This is a genomic window from Gimesia aquarii (assembly GCF_007748175.1).
Lineage (GTDB): Bacteria > Planctomycetota > Planctomycetia > Planctomycetales > Planctomycetaceae > Gimesia > Gimesia aquarii_A.
The window spans coordinates 5,576,769-5,597,367 of the sequence record NZ_CP037422.1; the positions used below are offsets into that span (position 1 = coordinate 5,576,769).

A 20,599-nucleotide genomic window follows, 5' to 3' on the forward strand; every position below is an offset into this window, starting at 1 on the left:
AAGCATTTCGTCCTTTGAAATTGATCCCGCTCTTCATTTTCTCAGGAGATTGAGTCATGGCGACAGACATTCTTGATACCGTAGCAGTTGCTCCTCGCATTCGACAGACTCAGCTACTCATTGACGGAGAGTGGCGAGACGCGGTTAGTGGTAAAACCTTTGAGACCGTAAATCCTGCTACGGAAGAAGTGATTGCGAATGTTGCAGAGGGAGATGCTGCTGATATCGATCTAGCGGTCAAAGCCGCTCGAAACGCATTTGAATCTGGTCCATGGTCAAAAATGGATGCACGTGACCGAGGTCAGTTAATTTATCGTCTGGCTGATTTAGTTGAAAAAAATATCGAAGAACTAGCGGCATTAGAGTCATTAGACAATGGAAAGCCAATTCGAGATAGTCTTGCTGCAGATTTACCACTCGTAATTGATTGCCTGCGCTACTACGCTGGCTGGTCAGATAAAATAGAAGGGACCACGATTCCAATTCGTGGCAATCATTTTTGTTATACCCGTCGAGAGCCACTGGGTGTTGCGGGGCAAATCATTCCCTGGAATTTTCCGCTATTGATGGTGGCCTGGAAGTGGGCACCTGCATTAACCGCGGGTTGTACGATCGTGATGAAACCAGCTGAGCAGACACCACTATCATGCCTGAGGATGGCGGAATTGGCGATGGAAGCGGGGATTCCACCTGGTGTAATTAATGTCATTCCAGGCTATGGCCCTACAGCAGGTGCATCTCTGGTGAAACATCCTGATGTAGATAAAATTGCTTTCACCGGAGAAGATGCAACCGCAAGAATTATTATGGCTGATGCAGCGGCGACTTTGAAACGACTCACATTCGAGCTGGGTGGCAAAAGTCCGAATATTGTCTTTGCAGACAGTGATCTCGACGCTGCGGTTGCAGGAGCGGAATTTGGTTTGTTCTTTAATCAAGGGCAATGTTGCTGTGCGGGAAGCCGACTGTTCGTGGAGGAATCAGTCCATAAGGAATTTGTTGCCAAGCTTGTTGAGAGAGCAGCGTCTCGCAAGTTAGGTGATCCATTAAATCCGGAAACGACTCAAGGTCCACAGGTTGATCACGCTCAGATGGAGAAAATTCTAAATTACATCCAAAAAGGGAACGCGGCAGGCGCACATTGTGTCACAGGGGGGACACGATTTGGTGACAAGGGATATTTTGTCGAGCCGACGATTTTTGATTATGTAACCGATGATATGCCCATTGCAACTGATGAAATTTTCGGTCCGGTGCTCAGTATATTGCCTTTCAAAAGTATCGATGAAGTCGTGAACCGGGCAAACAATACTCATTTTGGATTAGCTGCGGCAATCTGGACCAGTGATGTCAAAAAAGCGCACCATTTGGCTAACCGCATCAAAGCGGGGACAGTTTGGGTGAACTGTTACGATGTATTTGATGCAGCGGCTCCCTTTGGGGGATTTAAACAAAGTGGAATCGGTCGTGAATTAGGTGCAGCCGGTCTGGAAAATTATACTGAACTAAAAACAGTAACAATGAGTTTGGATTAAGCGGTCCAATAGAGTAAATCGCTGTATGAACTGAGGCAGAAAAGGTGAAGCGTTCGAACTTATTGTATCGTAGTAGTTTAGTATGAATATTTTATGAGCCCATTTTTATTGTAAGCATCGACCAGCAAGCATTCTTTGCTATAATCGCCCGCAATTGTATTCAGAACACAGCGAACAGGAAGTTCAAATGGGCTCATGGCATATCATATTTACATTGGGAATCTTTCTGGCTGCTGGATTGCTATCGGGCACATTGGGAGAATTATTTCGTCTTCCCAAAGTGACTGCCTATTTATTAGTAGGTGTCATTCTTGGGCCAGCAGTCTTTGGTGTTATTCCACGCGAACACCTTGAAGAGTTAAGCCCGCTTGCCGACTTGGCAATGGCCTTGGTGTTATTTAACTTAGGATGTCACTTCACACTGTCGCGTCTCAAACGCCTGTTTCATCGTGTGCTTCCGATATCTTTGAGTGAAATACTTGCTACTTTTTTTGCGGTTTATGTAGGACTAATGCTCATTGGCGAATCAGGAAGTGCTGCCATTTTGCTTGGTACTATGGCAATAGCCACAGCCCCGGCAACAACAATTCTGGTTCTTAAAGAAATGGAATCAGAAGGCCCTATTTCCGAATATACGGGCATCATGGTTGCAATCAATAACTTAGTCTCCATTATCGCATTTGAGATTATTTTTGTTGCCGTTTACTTTTTTCAAAGTGATAGTCAGGTAGCTTCTGCATTCACTCAACTTGGACATCTGAGTCTGGACATCTTTGGCTCCATTTTTATCGGTGTCTTTGGTGGTTTGATGATTAGTTATGGAAACGCAGTCATCAAAGGTAGTCGTCGGATTATTATGCTCATCGCGTTAATTGCATTAGCGTTGGGACTGTGTCGGACAACAGGCCTGCCTTATATGCTGACTTTTCTTGCAATGGGTTTTACGGTAGCCAACTCTCTGGTTGAAGAAGATGTTCCGAAAGTAGAAATGGAATTAAACCCACTGACAGGTTTTTTATGTGTGCTGTTTTTCATTATCCATGGTGCTGAACTAGAGCCCGAACGATTTATACATGCGGGCTTGATTGGAGGCGGCTATATCGTACTTCGATTATTGGGTAAATATTTTGGTGTCTTTATTTCTGCTAAGGTACGAAAGGAAGAGCCAGAAGTTTCTCAATGGCTGGGAACGGCTCTTTTTGCACAGGCAGGTGCAGCCATTACGCTTTCAGCTATTGCAGTCAGTCGAGACCCTGTACTGGGCGGCCATTTACAGACAATTATTCTGGGGTCCGTTGTGTTTTTTGAAATTGTCGGGCCAATAATGATTCGTCAATCTGTATTGCGGGCGGGTGAAGTTCCTTTGATTCATGCCATTCATCATACAGCCGGTGATCCGATCAGTGAATTTCAAGCAATGATTCGACGTTTTCTGGTATCTTTTGGATTGCTTTCAGAGAATGATCAACCACATGACGAAATTAATGTCGAACAACTCTATCGGAAAAACGTCAAAGGAATATTACAGACTGCTACATTTAATGAAGTCATTTCGTTTATTGAGCACAGTCACGATAATACGTTTCCGGTGATTGGTTCCAACGAAGAAGTGGTAGGCGTAATTCGCTATCAGGACTTGAGTAACACATTATTTGATCCCAAAATAGGTTCATTAGTGAGAGCGGCGGACTTGGCAAATAATCTCGAAACAGTCGTTTATCCTGATGACTCTTTAGCGCTTGTCTGGAGTAAATTCCGTGAAGGCTCTTACGATTGTCTACCGGTAGTTTCACGCGAGCAACCACATCGGATGTTAGGTGTGATTAGACGCTGGGAGATATTGAAGTATTACATTAAAGGACATCGATCAGCGCAAGGTATCGAAACGAAGCAAGGTCACTGAACTTAACACAGTAGGTGACATGGGATAGATACAGGCAGACTCTTGCGAATCAGCAGAAAACTTCTAAACTGAATAAAGTAGTATAATCACAGTTCTAATATTAGAATTTCTCACACTTCGATACAGGATCTTTTGCGGTGAATCGAGTTGCTTTAATCTCAGGGATTAATGGTCAGGATGGTTATTACCTTTCCAAGTTGCTGAAAAATAAAAATTATAAAGTTCATGGAATCACCTCGTGCAGTAAACCTGGAATTGGGGAGCCTCCACAAAATCAATATTATTGCGATTTTGCGGAAGGATCGAACCTCAATGAGATCCTGGATCAAGTTCAGCCTGATGAAGTTTATCATTTAGCAGCTCAAAGTCATGTCCGCCTTTCATTTGATATTCCCGTTTACACTGCAGAGGTAACAGGGGTGGGAACCCTCAGATTGCTGGAAGCATTACGGCATTATGAAAAGAGAAGTCAAAAAAAGATTCGTTTTTATCAGGCTTCTTCCAGCGAAATGTTTGGTAAAGTTGTTGAGTCTCCACAGAGCGAAACAACTCCCTTTCATCCACGAAGCCCTTACGCTTGTGCAAAGGTCTTTTCTTATTGGCAGACAATTAACTATCGAGAATCATATGGTATGTATGCGTGTAATGGGATTCTCTTTAACCATGAATCTCCCCGACGAGGAGAAGCTTTTGTAACTCGAAAAATTACTAAAGCGGTCTCGCGTATTAAATTGGGAATGCAAGATAAGTTGTATCTTGGGAATATTGATGCAAAAAGAGATTGGGGTTTTGCTGGAGATTACGTGGAGGCGATGTGGCTCATCTTACAACAGGAAAAACCAGATGATTTTGTGATTGGTACGGGAGAGACTCACTCTGTAAGAGAGTTTTTGGAGGCTGCGTTTGGTGCCGTCGAATTGGATTGGAAAAAATATGTAGAGATCGATCCACAATATTATCGACCTGCAGAGGTTGAATTGCTTTGTGCTGATCCAACGAAAGCACGTCAAAAGCTGAATTGGGAACCTAAGGTTACATTTGAAGAATTAGCGCGTTTAATGGTCGAGGCAGACATGAAACTGAGCCAGCAGGAAAAAATACTAAACGAAGCAAATTCTTGAGATCTCCATTTCTTTTCTTCTTCCAACGCGGATTATCAACATGTCAATTCGAAAAGAAATCGAAGAACTTCGTAACAAAATCGAATATCACAACCGCCTCTACTATATTCAGGCAAAGCCGGAAATATCTGATCGTGACTTTGATCAATTGATGAAACGGCTAGAAAAGTTAGAAGCCGAACATCCGGAATTTGATTCACCTGACAGCCCCACGAAAAAAGTAGGGGGGGCTCCCATTGAGGGTTTTCAGACTGTTGAGCATCGTTTGCCAATGTTATCAATTGATAATATTTTTGAGCAAGAAGGACTCAAAGACTTTGAAACTCGTATTCGTAAGCTCCTTGGCGAAGAACAGATTGAGTTGACAGCCGAGTATAAAATCGATGGAGTGGCAGTGTCTTTGATCTATGAGCAGGGGCATTTGATACAGGGAGTTACACGTGGTGATGGTCAGCAAGGAGATGATATTACGCACAATGCGCGAACCATTGGTGGCGTTCCACTACGGTTAAACACAAAGTGTCCCCCTGATTTATTAGAAATCAGAGGAGAAGCGTTTATTTCCAATTCAGATTTTCAAGTTTTGAATGTGGAAACGCAAGAACAGGGAAAAGAACCGTTTGCAAATCCACGGAATACGACTGCCGGGGGATTAAAGCTGCTTGATCCCAAACTTTGCGCAATGCGTAAGATCCGATTTTTTGCGCACGGAATTGGAGCCGTTGAAGGAGTCGATTTTCAAACGCACATCAACTACCTGGCTGCACTTCAAAAAATGGGAGTTCCTGTAACACCCAATGTAGAAGCATTTCCAAATTTGGATTCGACACTAGAACATGTCCAGAAAATGATGGATGACTTACATACATTGGACTTTGAAGTCGATGGTATCGTGCTGAAGGTGAACCAATTTGAACAACGTGAATTGCTGGGAAATACTTCCAAGAGTCCTCGGTGGGTTGTCGCTTATAAATGGGAGCGGTATGAAGCGGTAACTAAGGTTGATTCTATTAATTTTCAGGTTGGTAAAACAGGCACTGTTACTCCCGTTGCGAATTTAGAACCAGTTCAAATTGCTGGTACTACGGTTTCCAGGGCAAGTTTACATAATCGGGATGAAATGGAACGCCTGGAAATCCAAATTGGTGATTGGGTCGTAGTTGAAAAGGCCGGGAAGATTATACCTCATGTTGTTCGTGTGGAAGAGCATCTACGGGATGGAACACAGCAAGAATTGGAGTTTCCAACACGCTGTCCCGAATGTAAAGCGACTCTCGTACAGGATGAGGGAGGTGTTTATATCCGTTGTCCTAATCCAAATTGTCCTGCCTCGTTACGCGAAACATTGCGTTACTTTGCATCCCGTCAGGCAATGGATATTGAGGGCATGGGGATTAAAATGGTTGAGCAACTACTCGATCAGGGGATCATTAAAGGACTGGCGGACGTATATCGGCTTCATGAACATCGTGATCAGCTCATCAGCCTGGAGCGCCAGGGGGAAAAATCGATTGAAAATTTGCTGGAGGGGATCGAACGCTCCAAACAACAACCATTATGGCGGCTATTAACGGGTTTGAATATTCGACACGTAGGTACTAGTAATGCACGTATTCTTGAAAAGCAGTTTGGTACGATTGGTGAAATTTCCAAACAAAGAGTTGAAGATCTGGCGGCAGTAGACGAAATTGGTCCTGTGATTGCAGAGTCAGTCTATACCTTCTTTCACTCTGAGTTTGGTGTGGAACTCATTCAAGAGTTGCAAACACTGGGACTGAATATGGGGAGTCCCGTAGAAAAAACTAAGAAAACAAAGGGAGTTCTCGATGGGAAAACTGTTGTCGTAACAGGCAGCTTATCACAATTCACAAGAGATGAAGCCAAAGAACTAATTCAAAAACACGGTGGTAAGGCGTCCGGAAGTGTTTCTTCGAAAACCAGTTATTTGCTGGCTGGTGAAAAGGCAGGCAGCAAATTAAGCAAAGCACAGGAACTGAATATTCCTGTGTTGTCAGAATCTGAATTTTTAGAACTGTTGGATAAATAGGGTTAGGGCTTCAGCAGAGTGATCATGCTGTCGAAACTTTCTGGAGTAGATTCATCTGTTGTAATCGTTCCAACCGATCATGCAGATTGATCTCATTTTGATAAAGTCGATCCAGATCCCAAAGGTCCATAAAAACTCTTCCTTGCTTTAAATTCAAGCAGGCCTCCAATGTTTCTTCAACAGAGGAGAGAAGGGGATGAGAAAACTGCCCTGTCTGTTCCAGTTGTTCGAGAATACCGTTTCCAGAACGTGTCGGAATCAGAGAGCAGCAATTTACTCCCAGAGAAAATGCATATTCAACAGAACGTATGGCCCACTCAATTCCCTCTTGCTCATTCATGAATGGTGGCTTCAATAATATAAATGCCCTAATCTGAATGGAGTGGTTTGCCAAGAATTCGACGGCTTTTGAGAAATCTTCTAGAGTCATTTGCTTATTCAGAGCTTGTAAGACATTTTCGTGGATGATTTCCAGTCCTAATGCGATTTCCAGTTGTCCGCTTATCATTTGTTGAAAGTCCAGGCAGTCCTGATTGCACAACAACGGATGGTTTTCAACGATCACTCTTTCAAAATTTTGAACCTGAGAGGCAATACGCGGAATGTCTTTTTCTGGAATCGCTTTGCGATCAAAGAAGTTACCGCTGTTATACAGTTTCACTTGTTGAGCCGGTGGCAGTTGCTTAAGGGCATAGTCGATTTGATGTGTGATCATGCCTGGAGTAAGTGTCTCGTCCAATGTGTTTTGCCAGAGATCACACATCAGACATCGAAAAGGACACTCACGGTTTGTAAGAAAGATCGTAGATATTTCAGTCAGGGCTCCATCTGAATCGCACTCTGTTTCATTTAAGAAAGCATAAGGCATTTCGGGAGATACCTGATTTTTAGCAGAGCGGGCCGCTTGAATTTGCTGATTCGTAAATGAGGGAAGAATGTGATCCATGCCAGGTTGTGTTTTGAGCCTCGTTTCTCTATTGGTAAAGCGATAAAAACGTTTGACGATATTCATTTTCTGTATCAGAGAATACCGATTCGAAAGAATCGTGATTTAGAGTTCCCTCTTGAAAACGACGTTTTGGATAGACTGGCATGGCTAGACCAGTAATCTGCTTGATTCCTCTACATACAATATCACCTTTGAGGGCATATAGTTTGTTGTGATCCCAATTTGTCAACTCGATAAAAGGGATTCCTTCTGCAACTTCAATGACATTGGGTAATGCATAAGGGCTAAATCCTTGAAATCCAAGACTTCGAGCAGGTGCATAGGTTCGAACGTGTCCACGGCTCTGGCCCCCTGAATAAGTTAACGAATGCTTAACAGCTTCAACTCCCCAGCCTTCCTGGTAGAGCATCAAATTATTGAGCACACTGCGTATAGTAAGCTCAGGATTCGCTTCAATAGGGTAGTCTTTCAGATTCTCGTCTCCTCCATCGCCGTCGACCAAATGAGTCCAACGTGGATAAAGGGTACGGATTTTTTTGCACAAAGCGTAAGTCATCGTCGCAGCTTCAACATCAAGTGATTTATAGTCTTCCAGAACTTTCACTGTTTCTTCAAAATCCAGGCTTCTGCGAGGGACTTCAAGCACTTCGAGAAACAGATTCAAATTCATCTGTTCCAGAAACTGATATGCTTGTTGGCAATCACTACCTTCCCCATCTATGGAAAGGGAAAACGCTTTGAGACGGGAAGGCGATTCATTGCGAGTGATCAGTGCATGGTACATGAGCAGAAACAGGGCGCCACTATCAACACCACCGGAAAAGAGCACGCCGATAGGCTCAACTGGAGGAATGGAATCTAGCCACTTATGAATTTCCTCAGAGACCGTCCCGATATACTGTTTTCCAATTTCATCTAACTGATTTGGAAGAGAGTTTCGAGTGGGAGTAAAGAATCGAGTTGTCTTGGGATTGGGGTCGGGGCAGCCAATTAATTGTAGCTCAAGAATGTAATGCGCAGGAACCATTCTTGTATAGGAAGGATGAAACTGTGTATCGAGGCCTTCGCTTTTGAGAAACTCATATATTTCGTCAATTCTTTCAGCAACGACAAGGCAGGGTCCCTCAGCGCGTTTTGCCAGAAAAAATCTCATTGGTCTACCAATAGACCGGGCCATCCGAATACAAGTACCCTCTTTATGAATCAGAGCAAATTGACCTTCGATTTCCCTTACAGCCTCTGGTGAACCTGTTCCCACTCGCTCTGTTGCCTCTTCAAAAGTCATATTGAAGAGAAGATTTGCTTGAGGATCCAGCAAATTAACAAGTCGTTCCACATATTCTTCATGAATCATTAAATCTAATCCTGAGATTTAACCAGCTTTTCTCCAGTATTTTGATGACTCAAAAATTTTAAGCACCAACATTAGAAATGAAAACTCTTAGTGAGTAAAACCTCCATACATAAATAGAGAAATCAGGCTAAAAGAATGCAATTATTTTATGAGGAATATACAATGGTCAAGTTGTTCCTGCTATTAACATGAGCTCTGTTGGCAAGCTATCAGTGAATTTAGATAAAAGAGAACCACATCGAATAGGGCACTCTTACAATTAAGGTCGATTCATTTTTTCTGCGACTAAGCATAAATAAATATTTTTCTTATAAGGTTCCGTTTCTCATACATCACGAAAATAGTTTATAAGCGGCAAAATCAGGATGAAGTCATAATAGCTAATTTATCGGCTTTGCAATGATTTATTTAACGTTATTTGTGGGTGACCTCTTCTGGTGCTTGACCGCTGGAGCTATCTAATTCGACCGTTGACGCCTCAGTAATTTCGAATATACTGCAGACATTACTGAAACAGTTTGTCCCGCGCCAGGACATCAGTCAAAAAACCATTCTTTGTGCGCTCGAGACGCAATCATGTGTTTCCACAGATCTTGCGCAGTGTCTCATTTCATTTTTTCAAAAGACTAGTAATTATGCTCAATCGAGAAGCACCTCGGCTTTCGCCTCCCAGGTCCCTGAAAGCAAATTCCGCACATTATAGTGAACAATTCCGACAGGCTTTAGGGCTTGATGAAAATGGGAATGCAACCTGTAATGAAGATCGGGATGAAATTTTACGATATTTGAATCTTCAACTGATTGCCAACGGATATCCAGCTGCCTTAACAGACGCTGATCGAACATTTATCGATATTGCAAAGGGTTTTTTAGATAACCATCGTCAAAAAAATCGATTGTTAGCGAATCATCGCTGCCCCATTGATCAACGGATTGAAAACTTTTTGCAGTCACACTTTAGTGATGTTGCAGGTTCAGAAAATCTGAAGTTACCGAATCGGTCTCTAGTATTGGATCGATTCGGACTGGCGCGCGAGCTTTCTCTTCCAATGGATTGTGATGAATTCACAAGTGAATTGGTGAAATCTTATCGCGTCAAAAATGGAGTGTTGCACAATCCGAAGCATGACCGGCGTACAACCAGTGGGACGTTTCATATTGCCGAAGGCGGATTGCCTGTTCCTGGAGATAAGCGCGCGGTTCCGCGTGAGACATTCGTAAAATTATTTCTCAACGCCATGAACCCTCCTGAGAACATGATGTTATTTCCATTTACATCGAAGCTGCCAGAGCCAGCATTAGGTTGGGCTTCATTGATGCTAAGACCGGTTGTCTGTCCTGAGGTGATGGGGGTGACACCGGAAAAGCGGATGGAAATACGGTTCTTCGCTCCGGGAACTTTGGTGAGCAATCTGGATTTTGTTGAGTCAATTTTTGGAAATGCAGGGGATCCTTTTGTTCCGGAAAATGATGCAGGTCTGGATGTCATGCATTGGACAGGGCATACCGGTGCGGTCATTTTAGCACCTCATCTGATTTCCCTTAAAAAACACGAAGTAGGGTTACCGCGTTGGGACGACGCTACCGAACGTCAACGTGATGATGGCATGTGCTGGAGGGAAAAAGACGAACTCTATAACGATGGTCAGGCTTTCAAATTGGCTTGTCGTACGGAGGCGGGGGTGGTTGTGACTCTGATCGCCGATAACTATTTTGGTTATTGTAAAAAAGAAGTGAAGACTCAAATCAGTTATTCTGCCAACTTATTTGGAAATGCTGAAGAAGAGCATGCCGGTGGAACACTTGCATATCCCAGTTACAACCTGGGCGAAGGATTTCAAGTCAATAGTGTTCGCTATAACGGTCGAACATTTGATGATGTAATGCGCGATTATGGAGAGCATATCGAAGGGCAAGAGGCAGGCTATGGAGTAGATCGGCGCTACCCTGAGTTAATTTATATTCCTGAGGACGCTTACGCTAGCCTTCCTGAGCAATGCATCCGCTGGGAACGGGAAGGAGAGAAACATTCGATTCCACTTCTACCGGGGCGCGTTTATATGGCACCTTCTGGTTATCATTTGCGCATGGAGAAGCATCCCGCTGCACCTTCCTGGAGGATTGTGGGTACTACGGGTGAGGGAATCTTCTGTCACAAACCTTGTACGGTTTCAGGTGGTGGTAAGAGTGAAATCAGCAAGTCGCTTTTAGATTACATGCTTTATGGACCCGTGTTTGTATCCGATTATGAAACAGACATGGAATATGTGCGAAAAATTATTGAGAAGGATTATTCCGATCGTTGGTTGGAACCATTACCGGAAGGGCATCCTGACCTACGTCCCAGTCGCCGGGTGCTGGATCAGGATCGCTCGCTGGGTAGTGTGATCAAGTTGCTAACTCCCTCTGCTGCCTACACATCAGAATTTAACGACTGGTTAAATGCAATTCCTGATCATATTCGGGCATTGGTCTTTATTATTAAACGAATCTATTGGTCCAGTTGGGGTGACGACTGGGCTGGTCACTTTGGTGTTGATATCGTAAACGGAACGCATGGGCATGAATTAAAGTACCGCGAGAGAAAACTTGTGGGAACCTATTTACGAGTTGGTTTGTTTTCTCTACTGGGGTGGCGAACTTTCAAAGTACGACAAGATTTTATTGCCTCCATGAAAATTCAAACAGAAGACGATATTAGTGCATCCGTTATCGTACCAACACGTGCACTCAATCATTTGGCAGAAGGCGAAAGTGGGTTTAGTTGTAAATTTGTAATCAACAGTGAGTATCGTTTATTTCAGCGGCCAGATGATGCTATTGTGAGGGGGCTTGATAAACAGACTGAAGCTGATCTCTCCCGGCCTGGAAATTTTATCTCCAATTTCGAGCCGCTGACTAATCAACAAGTACGTGAAATGAGTAAATACGTCGTTGACTTCGACGCATTCAGTCCTCCCATGCAGGAGATGTTACGGGCGGCAGAAGAGTCAAACAGCAGTTTTGTAGTTTGTTCTGCTAATCCACGTCAAATCGATGGGAAACCTACAAAAAATCCACGATATCTTCAGACACGTTCTGACTTGGTCAAGCCATTTCACACGTATGTGGCCAAGATGGCTACGCGACTGTTCCGGGCTGTTCCTGCAGACGAGCCAGTACACAATCCTGTGAATGCGATTATGGTAGGACGTCGTAACAACCCACCTGATCGAGAAAAAGGTATTCGCAGTCTTGCAGTGTACTCACCGATTCATTATCAGGAACTACCTGAGTTATTTATGGATTTTATCTGTTCGTTGACTGGGAAAAGCCCTTCGACAACCGGGGCAGGCAGTGAAGGTGCTTTGACCAAAGGGCCATTCAATGCGCTACGTCCCGCTGCTGATCTGAATAGTGCCCTGGTTGGATTCATATTAACAGGATATGCAGGCTTTTCGACAGCCGCCGGTCATATTGGTCCCAATGTGCGTGTAGATCATGATATCAGCCTTTTGATTCCTGAAATCTGGTGTCGAATGCAGCCAGAGGAACGTGATCCAAAGTATCTGATCAGTGAAGGCTTATTGGAACCAATATTAGACTTTGAATACCATGGCGAATCCATTCCTGCGAGCCGATTAGGGTACCGAATTACTGAGAAATTCCTGACTCGATTCTTTGGCCGCGTATTTGATAATCCGGCTTCAGTTTTTGATGAGACAATTTTAAAGCCAGAAAAGCAAGATCTTGAATCTTTTGTAGATGGCATACAGTATATTGCCGAGGCTCATCAACGTGTGGCATTACAATACATTGCGGATCATGCTTATGAAGAGGCCTGCCCTCCATTACAGGCCATTCTCTCAATTATGGCCCACGGTACATGGGAAGGGCATACGATCCATGATTCTGAAGTGCGTACATTGTTCACACGCGAATCGTTACTCAACAGTGATTGGTATCAAGCACGACTTGTGGCACGACAGAAATGTGAAGTTTCACTGTTAAAACGTCACATGGATTACCTCGATCAGTTTTCCAGGCATCCTGGCTATGAGAGAGAAGTGGAGCGTTTACACATTTCTGAAAGACGAAAGTGGGTCGAACAACGGCTTTTGCATACTTCAAATTCAGAATATTTGAATGAGCTGGTTGGCACGATTGGAGCCCAACCAGTGGAAGATTTGAATCGCTCTGCCGAATAAAAAGCATGTTGTATGCTGTTTCTCTATTCAGATGATTTGCTAGAATGCCCTTGATATTATTACAAGCATGTATAGTACATCGTTGTGATTGATATCGTGCCACTGTTAGCTTGTCTGATCATGTACGAGTCTATTGATTCATAAAGACGATATGAGTCTCACAGCTTTAAATGTGACGAAACAGATACCATTTTTAAAAGAGTACAGGTTTTATATATGTCTAATCGCTCTGCTCGAATTGAAGCTCTCTACAATGCGATCCAGGAACGGATTCTGATTCTGGATGGGGCGATGGGGACGATGATTCAGAATTATAAACTGAAAGAAGAGGATTACAGAGGAAAACGCTTCGCAGATTATCATATGGATATTGCAGGCAATAACGACTTGCTCTCGTTGACTCAGCCACAGATTATCCAGGACATTCACCGCGAATACCTGGAAGCGGGAGCTGATATTCTGGAAACCAATACGTTTAACGGGACTCGATTATCGCAAAGCGATTATGAAATGGAGTCACTGGTTCATGAACTAAATCTGGCATCAGCACAACTGGCGCGCACCGCTGCAGATGAAATGACCGCGAAAACACCAGACAAACCACGCTGGGTTGCTGGTGTTCTGGGTCCCACCAGTCGTACCTGTTCAATTTCACCTGATGTCAATGATCCGGGAGCTCGCAACGTTACCTATGACGAACTTGTCGAAAACTATTTAGAATCCATAGATGGACTTGTCAAAGGTGGAGCAGATTTACTTCTGATCGAGACGATATTCGATACTCTGAACGCCAAGGCTGCAGTCTATGCGGTGCGCACTTATTTTCAGCGCGAACAAGTCGAGTTACCAATAATGATCTCCGGTACGATTACGGATGCATCCGGTCGCACGTTGTCGGGACAGACCACAGAAGCCTTCTCGAACTCTCTGGCACATGCCAAGCCGTTTTCTATTGGACTCAACTGTGCTTTGGGGGCTCAAGAGCTACGACAATATGTTAAAGAACTATCTCGTGTCGCTGATACCTATGTCTCCGCTCATCCTAATGCTGGCTTACCCAATGAATTTGGTGAATATGATCAAACGGCTTCCGAAATGGCAAGCATCGTAGATGAATTCGCCAGCAGCGGGTTTGTCAATATTTTGGGAGGATGTTGTGGAACGACTCCAGCACACATCAAAGCGATTGCAGAATCGATGGCAAATCACCCTCCTCGTAAAGTACCAGAGATTGAACCTGCTTTACGTCTTTCGGGATTAGAACCGTTTAATGTCACAAAAGATAGTTTGTTTGTGAACGTGGGTGAACGTTGTAATGTAACCGGTTCAGCCCGTTTCAAACGTTTGATTAAAGAAGAGGATTACGACACGGCACTGGAAGTAGCTTTACAGCAAGTACAAAACGGTGCAGATGTGATGGATGTCAACATGGATGAGGGCATGCTGGATGCGGTCGCTGCCATGACATCTTTTCTGAATCTGGTTGCAACGGAACCGGAAATTGCTCGTGTTCCTGTAATGGTAGACTCGTCTAAATGGGACGTCATTGAAGCTGGATTAAAATGCATTCAGGGCAAGCCAATTGTAAATTCCATTAGTCTTAAAGAAGGAGAAACAGAATTCTTTGAGAGGGCACGGCAGTGTCAACTTTATGGAGCAGCTGTGGTGGTCATGGCTTTTGACGAAGAAGGACAGGCTGATACCACACAAAGAAAGATTGAAATCTGTGAACGATCTTATCGACTGCTAGTTGAAGAAATAGGATTTGCTCCACAGGACATTATTTTTGATCCGAATATTTTTGCTGTTGCGACGGGTATTGAAGAACATAATAACTATGCCGTTGATTTTATTGAGGCTACGGATTGGATTCGAAAAAACCTGCCATATGCAAGTGTGTCAGGTGGTGTTTCTAATGTATCGTTTTCATTCCGTGGTAATAATCCCGTTCGTGAGGCCATTCATTCGGTTTTTCTTTATCATGCCATCTGTGCTGGTATGAATATGGGGATTGTCAATGCCAGTCAGTTGGCTGTTTATGATAATCTTCCGAACGAACTGAGAGATAAAGTCGAAGATGTTATTCTGAATCGCACACCCGAGGGAACCGAAGCGCTGCTGGATATTGCAGAACGTTTTCGTGGAGATGGTTCGGCTGGTTCTACCAAAACAGAAGATCTGTCATGGCGCGAGTTGCCAGTTCAAAAACGGATCGAACATGCTCTTGTTAGGGGGATCTCTACATATATTGTTGAAGATGCTGAGGAAGCACGCCAGGAGTTGAATCGACCTCTCGATGTCATTGAAGGCCCGTTGATGGATGGCATGAACGTGGTGGGCGATTTGTTTGGATCTGGAAAAATGTTTTTGCCTCAAGTTGTGAAATCGGCCCGGGTGATGAAACAGGCTGTTGCCTACTTACAACCTTTCATTGAAGAAGAGAAAAAAGACGGAGAGGGGCAATCAAATGGGCGGATATTAATGGCAACGGTCAAAGGGGATGTTCACGATATCGGTAAAAATATCGTGGGTGTTGTTCTGCAATGTAATAACTTTGAAGTCATCGATTTGGGTGTTATGGTTCCTTGTGAGACGATTTTACAAACCGCACGTGAAAAGGAATGCGATATTATTGGACTTTCAGGGCTGATCACTCCCTCGCTGGATGAAATGGTGACGGTGGCCAGCGAGCTCGAGAGGCAAGAGATGAATTTGCCATTATTAATTGGGGGAGCAACAACATCCAAGGCACATACGGCTGTTAAAATCGATCCTCAATATCATCGGAATCAGGTTGTGTACGTCCCCGATGCATCTCGTGCCGTTGGCGTTGCGGCTTCGTTGATGTCAGATGAATTGCACGATAATTATGTGAAGCAGATTCAGGACGAGTACGTGACAGTTCGAGAACGGGTGGCCAACCGCAAGCCTCAGGGAGCACCGGTTTCTTATCACGAAGCGATGAAACAAGGCTTTCAAATTGATTGGGAGAATTACACACCTCCGGCTCCCACGTTTACAGGGACGAAAGTACTTGACAATTATCCGTTAGAAAAATTGGTGGATTATATTGACTGGACGCCATTTTTTATCAGTTGGGATCTTGTAGGGAAATATCCGAAGATTCTTGATGATGAAGTTGTAGGTGAAGCGGCACGCGAACTCTATGCGAACGCACAGACAATGTTGAAGAAAATCATTGATGAGAAACTGCTGACGGCACGTGCGGTGATTGGTTTCTGGCCAGCTAACCGGGTTAATGGGGATGACATTGAACTCTATGAGAACCAGAATCACAGTCAAGTGATTGCTCGGTTGCATCATATTCGTCAGCAAGTTCGAAAAAGGGGGCAGGAAGAGAAACCCCTTATGTCACTGGCCGATTTTATTGCTCCTAAAGAGAGTAAAAAGACAGACTATGTTGGTGGATTTGTTGTGACTGCTGGTATCGGGGCTGAGGAGTTGGCAAAATCGTACGAACAGGAACACGATGATTATAGTAGTATCATGGTCAAAGCCTTGGCAGATCGGTTGGCAGAAGCGTTTGCTGAGCATTTGCACGAACGAGTTCGAAAAGAGTTCTGGGGTTATCATCCGGATGAGTCCCTGGAAAATCAGGATTTGATCAGAGAAGAGTATCGGGGAATCCGTCCTGCACCAGGTTATCCAGCCTGTCCGGACCATACTGAGAAGGATACGTTGTTTAAGTTGTTGAATACCGAAGAGGAAATCGGAGTTAAACTAACAGAACACTTTGCTATGTACCCGGCAGCAGCGGTCTCTGGCTGGTATTTTTCTCATCCCGATTCGCGTTATTTCCATACGGGCAAAATTGACGAAGATCAATTGACGTCATTGGCAGAACGCAAAGGTATGAACATCGAAGAGATGACTCGCTGGTTACGTCCTGTGCTCATGGATGATAAATAATTATAAGTTTGTTATTTTGTTTCCTGTATCTGAATGCCTCTTTCATGTTCCTGATTGGGTTCCCATTTTTTTGTGATTTCATTAGTAGTTAGCTGGTCTTCAGATTGAAGTATTCTGCCCAGCACAAACCAGAAATCGGAAAGTCGATTCAGGTAGAGCGTTACCGCGGGATTGATCGCTTCTTCAATGTCCCATACCAGAGTCTCAGCTTGTCTGATCGTCGTTCGAATATCGTGAGCCAGTAAAACGCGCAAGCTGCCTTGAGGTAAAATGAAAGAATCCAGCGGTTCCAGAGTCGGAGTGAGTTTTGAGATAAGTTTCGTGATTTCTTCTGCTTTTTCAACGGGGAAGCGTAAAATGGTCTCTTCTGGTTTGATAGGAGTGCTCAAGTCCGAACCGAGGTCATACATCTCCTGTTGAAATGAATTGGCAAGCTGTTCCAGATTGAGTACACAGACTCCTTCTTCTGGAAGAGGCAGCTTTAATTGGTCTTGTCTACATTCATGAATGAAAAAACCTAGCTTTACAGATATAGTCTCAATCAGTGCCAGAGCTTTGATTCGAGTAGAAGCTTTGGATACGCGAGAACTATCGTTTAAATAGGCTTCCCCCTGATCACCAGTTTTTGTTACGATCATATTCAAATGAACTTTGCCTCGTTCTGACATTATCTACATCCTCAATTATTTTTTTGAGTTCACCGGCTGAGTGAATCGTAATAAGAATACTGCTTGAACTCGAATGAGTACCCCATATTTCAAATGATAGTAGAGATCATCTAAAAAAAGAGGGAATTATTTTTTCGATCTTTGATCAATTGTCAAAAAATTTCTTTTGGTTTGAATTTTCAAGGAAACTATAGGTAAAGACAGCTGTTTTCATTCAAAGTCGAGATCAATATGAGACTTTACAAGCCTGGAAAGAGTCTATATACTTTCGTCCGAAGCCCTGATTCTTATGGAGTTTCTGGCTTTTGGAGAGGTGGCAGAGTGGCCGAATGCACCGGTCTTGAAAACCGGCGTGCCGCAAGGTACCGGGGGTTCGAATCCCCCCCTCTCCGTTTACTTTTACACATGTTTTTTACTTTAAATAAGTGTTGTGAAATAATTTGCGTCTGCGAACCTGATTAGCATAGTTGAACTATGGCAATCAAATTTTTAGTGAGAAGAACTTTAGTCACTTTTCTTAGCATTGCTGGGGTTGATGTCTCCAGTTTTAGTAAAAAATTTCCCACACTCTATATGAGTTGAAACTGCTGCTTCCTGGTTGAGTAATGCGGGCCATTTGTCGTTGTGATTCTCCGTCATGCAGATGGTAATAACGATGCACTAGCTTCTCTCCAGTGTCTAAGCCACTTCTAAGGATACGTTCTGGGATTCCAGCATTGGCACAGACAGAGCAAAAGTAATATCTAAGTGAGTGCCGCCGACCATCGGTCGTGTGTGTTAATGTTTCAAGCACATTCCTCAGATCGGCATGACTCAGAAATAATCGGCTATAACCAGACTTGGCAGAACGCCGCTCGCGCGAACTTTGTGGACGGCTTGTGCTTTCATCACTCAAAGCGATCATGCCTCTGTTGAGATCAATGTCAGACCAGTGGAGGTCAGCCAACTCGCTGATGCCGAGCCCTGTTGTCGATAGCGCGAGTACCACTGATCGTAAACAAATTAATTTTGTTGCTTCACAGTCTTTCAAGATTGCCTCAACCTCTTTAGGACGCCAGCAGTAAGTGAAAACCGTTTTTCTCGATACTGAATTTTTCTGCGCCTGCGAATCTGAGTACTATAAAACCTACTGGTTTCAGCAGGATTTCTATTGGCAGCGCAAAAACAACTTCCCGATCTTCACTGTTTTTTGTACCCAAATTGACCTGATTAGTGACAAAATCAGACCACAATTGGTCACGAATTGACCAACCTTGAGACATTAAGGCGCATAAATCAAATTTACCTATTCCACCCCATTTGTAACAGTTGCCGAAACTCAACCAACAAACCATCCACCAACGAGAACACAAACGCAACAACATGAACACCAAACACCACATCCCCGAACTCCTTTCCCGGACAATCAAAAAAAATCAATGTGCGAACAGAACGAACCATCTTCTTACAGACAAAACAAATCCTGAGCGAAAAAGATTCTACCCGATATCACCCAACAACGCAGAGATAAAAATCCAGTAGTGGTGTTGAAAGTACAGTGAGCGAAATGGTCGACAACAAGGGTCGCCTATAGAGAAAGTCTGCGCAGGGCATCATTTCGCCGAGGGAAAACGGCTCGTCTAGCGTCCGTCGCCGGTTTTTAGCACAAGACGAACAAGAAAAAGGAAAAAATGACTGCGTGATTGACACGGCAGGGCGCGACATTATGATGGAAAGCAATTCCGGCGTGGAGTGGTTCCAGGCTCAATTCACTTCAACCCAAATAGGAAATATCTGGTTGAATCATTTTTCAATTATGGAGACCCTGCCATGCTTAGAAAAATCTCATTAGCCTGTGCGATCAATCTCGCCATATTATTCTCATCGGCGTCGGCCCATTATCTTTGGATCAATGTCGATACAAAATCTGGCGATCGAGGAACAACCAACTTGTATTTCGAAGAGGGGCCCAGGCCCGGCGATGGTAAATATTTAGATCCTTTCATCGAACGAGGTACCACCTGGATTCACACGGTTAAAAGCAATCAACCCATGCCGTTGAAAATGTCGGTCGTCAAAAAACCTGGCAAACGCTGGTTAGCAAACGAGTTGCAAGTTTCTGCCCCGCGAAGCATCGAAAGTTTCTGCAAATGGGGCGTTTACAGCTATGGCAAAACCGAAGTGCTGTTGCACTATTACGGCAAGCACATTGAAGCGGATTCGTTAAAAGACAAAAACTCACTGGCGCGGGCCAAGCAATTGGAATTGGATATCGTACCGACGTTTTCAGATGACGGCGTAGAAATTCAAGTTCTCTGGAAAGGCAAACCAGCTGCCGGACGTCCGTTTAAATTACGGGGCGTCGGCGGGTTGAATAAGAATCTCACAACCGACGAAGAAGGCCGCGTGAGGTTCAAGCCGTTAGCCAGTGGTTTTCATTCGATGAGAACCAGCGTCGATGAACCAGAGCGCAGCGGTACTTTTGAAGGAAAAGAGCATGACATCGCACGGCATCATAGTTCATTGACAGTGAACTTAACCGTAAAGAATACAGAAAAAGGTTCCTGACCTGCTCTGTAGAAAAGGTCATGTTTCGCTACAGGATCATGATATTATGCGTGATGATTCTGAGAACGATCTCTCGACACTGTGACCAATATCGAAAACAGTATAGGTGTCTGACCCCTTTACTGTATTCCCATGCCGATTGACCACGAAGTGAAACTCAAGTTGGCTGCATGAAATTATTGTTAAAATTATTCGCGAAACTCGTTATTTCCAAGACAGTAATTGCTAACGAAGGATTTCTCCGATTCTCAAGATAAAGGACGAAATTCATCCAATACTATGGCTGCCTCCGCGAATAGAATATAAGGGAGTGTGGGAAAGTGTCATTCCCAATTCCATTGGCTAATTCGCTTAGGAT

Annotated in this window: 12 protein-coding genes and 1 tRNA gene; 8 read left to right on the forward strand and 5 right to left on the reverse strand. The window is 43.9% G+C overall.

Annotated elements, in window-relative coordinates; translation table 11 throughout:
* Positions 1–56: 56 nt before the first annotated feature.
* The 4 genes from V202x_RS21165 (at position 57) to ligA (ending at position 6,606) form a co-directional block, all read left to right on the forward strand.
* Complete coding sequence (locus tag V202x_RS21165) at positions 57–1,535, forward strand: aldehyde dehydrogenase family protein (RefSeq protein WP_145178842.1); 1,479 nt, start codon at positions 57–59, stop codon at positions 1,533–1,535.
* A 187-nt stretch (positions 1,536–1,722) separates the two neighbouring features.
* Positions 1,723–3,438, forward strand: a complete 1,716-nt coding sequence (locus V202x_RS21170; protein WP_145178843.1) for a cation:proton antiporter — start codon at positions 1,723–1,725, stop codon at positions 3,436–3,438.
* A gap of 137 nt (positions 3,439–3,575) precedes the next feature.
* A complete protein-coding gene (gmd, locus tag V202x_RS21175; protein ID WP_145178844.1) occupies positions 3,576–4,559 on the forward strand; it encodes a GDP-mannose 4,6-dehydratase in 984 nt (327 codons plus the stop codon).
* Positions 4,560–4,599: 40 nt separating this feature from the next.
* Positions 4,600–6,606 (forward strand): NAD-dependent DNA ligase LigA, encoded by a 2,007-nt coding sequence (gene ligA / locus V202x_RS21180; protein ID WP_145178845.1) that lies wholly within the window; start codon positions 4,600–4,602, stop codon positions 6,604–6,606.
* Between the two features lie 22 nt (positions 6,607–6,628).
* Here the strand turns inward: ligA and V202x_RS21185 are convergent, their stop codons facing one another.
* Together V202x_RS21185 and V202x_RS21190 are read right to left on the reverse strand one after the other, a co-directional pair.
* Positions 6,629–7,618, reverse strand: coding sequence for a radical SAM protein (locus V202x_RS21185; protein ID WP_232098615.1), 990 nt, complete (start codon positions 7,616–7,618; stop codon positions 6,629–6,631).
* A complete protein-coding gene (locus V202x_RS21190; protein ID WP_145178846.1) occupies positions 7,581–8,909 on the reverse strand; it encodes an asparagine synthase-related protein in 1,329 nt (442 codons plus the stop codon). Before V202x_RS21190 ends, V202x_RS21185 begins: the two co-directional genes overlap by 38 nt.
* 635 nt (positions 8,910–9,544) lie before the next feature.
* Between V202x_RS21190 and V202x_RS21195 the strand changes: the two genes are divergently transcribed.
* Positions 9,545–13,096: a hypothetical protein gene (locus tag V202x_RS21195; RefSeq protein ID WP_145178847.1), complete on the forward strand. Its 3,552-nt coding sequence runs from the start codon at positions 9,545–9,547 to the stop codon at positions 13,094–13,096.
* 216 nt (positions 13,097–13,312) lie between these two features.
* The gene (gene metH / locus V202x_RS21200; RefSeq protein ID WP_145178848.1) at positions 13,313–17,026 is read left to right on the forward strand and encodes a methionine synthase; all 3,714 of its coding nucleotides are present in this window, start codon (positions 13,313–13,315) and stop codon (positions 17,024–17,026) included.
* Positions 17,027–17,037: 11 nt separating this feature from the next.
* Here metH and V202x_RS21205 read toward each other — a convergent pair whose 3' ends face one another.
* Entirely contained in the window at positions 17,038–17,694 is a 657-nt protein-coding gene (locus V202x_RS21205; RefSeq protein WP_145178849.1) for an ATP:cob(I)alamin adenosyltransferase, read from the reverse strand.
* 307 nt (positions 17,695–18,001) lie between these two features.
* On the opposite strand from V202x_RS21205, the gene V202x_RS21210 reads away from it, so the two are divergent.
* A tRNA-Ser gene (locus V202x_RS21210) sits at positions 18,002–18,086 on the forward strand.
* A 155-nt stretch (positions 18,087–18,241) separates the two neighbouring features.
* On the opposite strand, the gene V202x_RS21215 is transcribed toward V202x_RS21210, so the two are convergent.
* Entirely contained in the window at positions 18,242–18,724 is a 483-nt protein-coding gene (locus V202x_RS21215) for a hypothetical protein (RefSeq protein ID WP_197993018.1), read from the reverse strand.
* A gap of 16 nt (positions 18,725–18,740) precedes the next feature.
* Entirely contained in the window at positions 18,741–19,076 is a 336-nt protein-coding gene (locus tag V202x_RS21220; RefSeq protein WP_145178851.1) for a hypothetical protein, read from the reverse strand.
* 427 nt (positions 19,077–19,503) lie between these two features.
* Here V202x_RS21220 and V202x_RS21225 point away from each other — a divergent pair, with 427 nt between their 5' ends.
* On the forward strand, positions 19,504–20,241 hold the full coding sequence (locus V202x_RS21225; RefSeq protein ID WP_145178852.1) for a DUF4198 domain-containing protein: 738 nt from the start codon (positions 19,504–19,506) through the stop codon (positions 20,239–20,241).
* Positions 20,242–20,599: the final 358 nt, after the last annotated feature.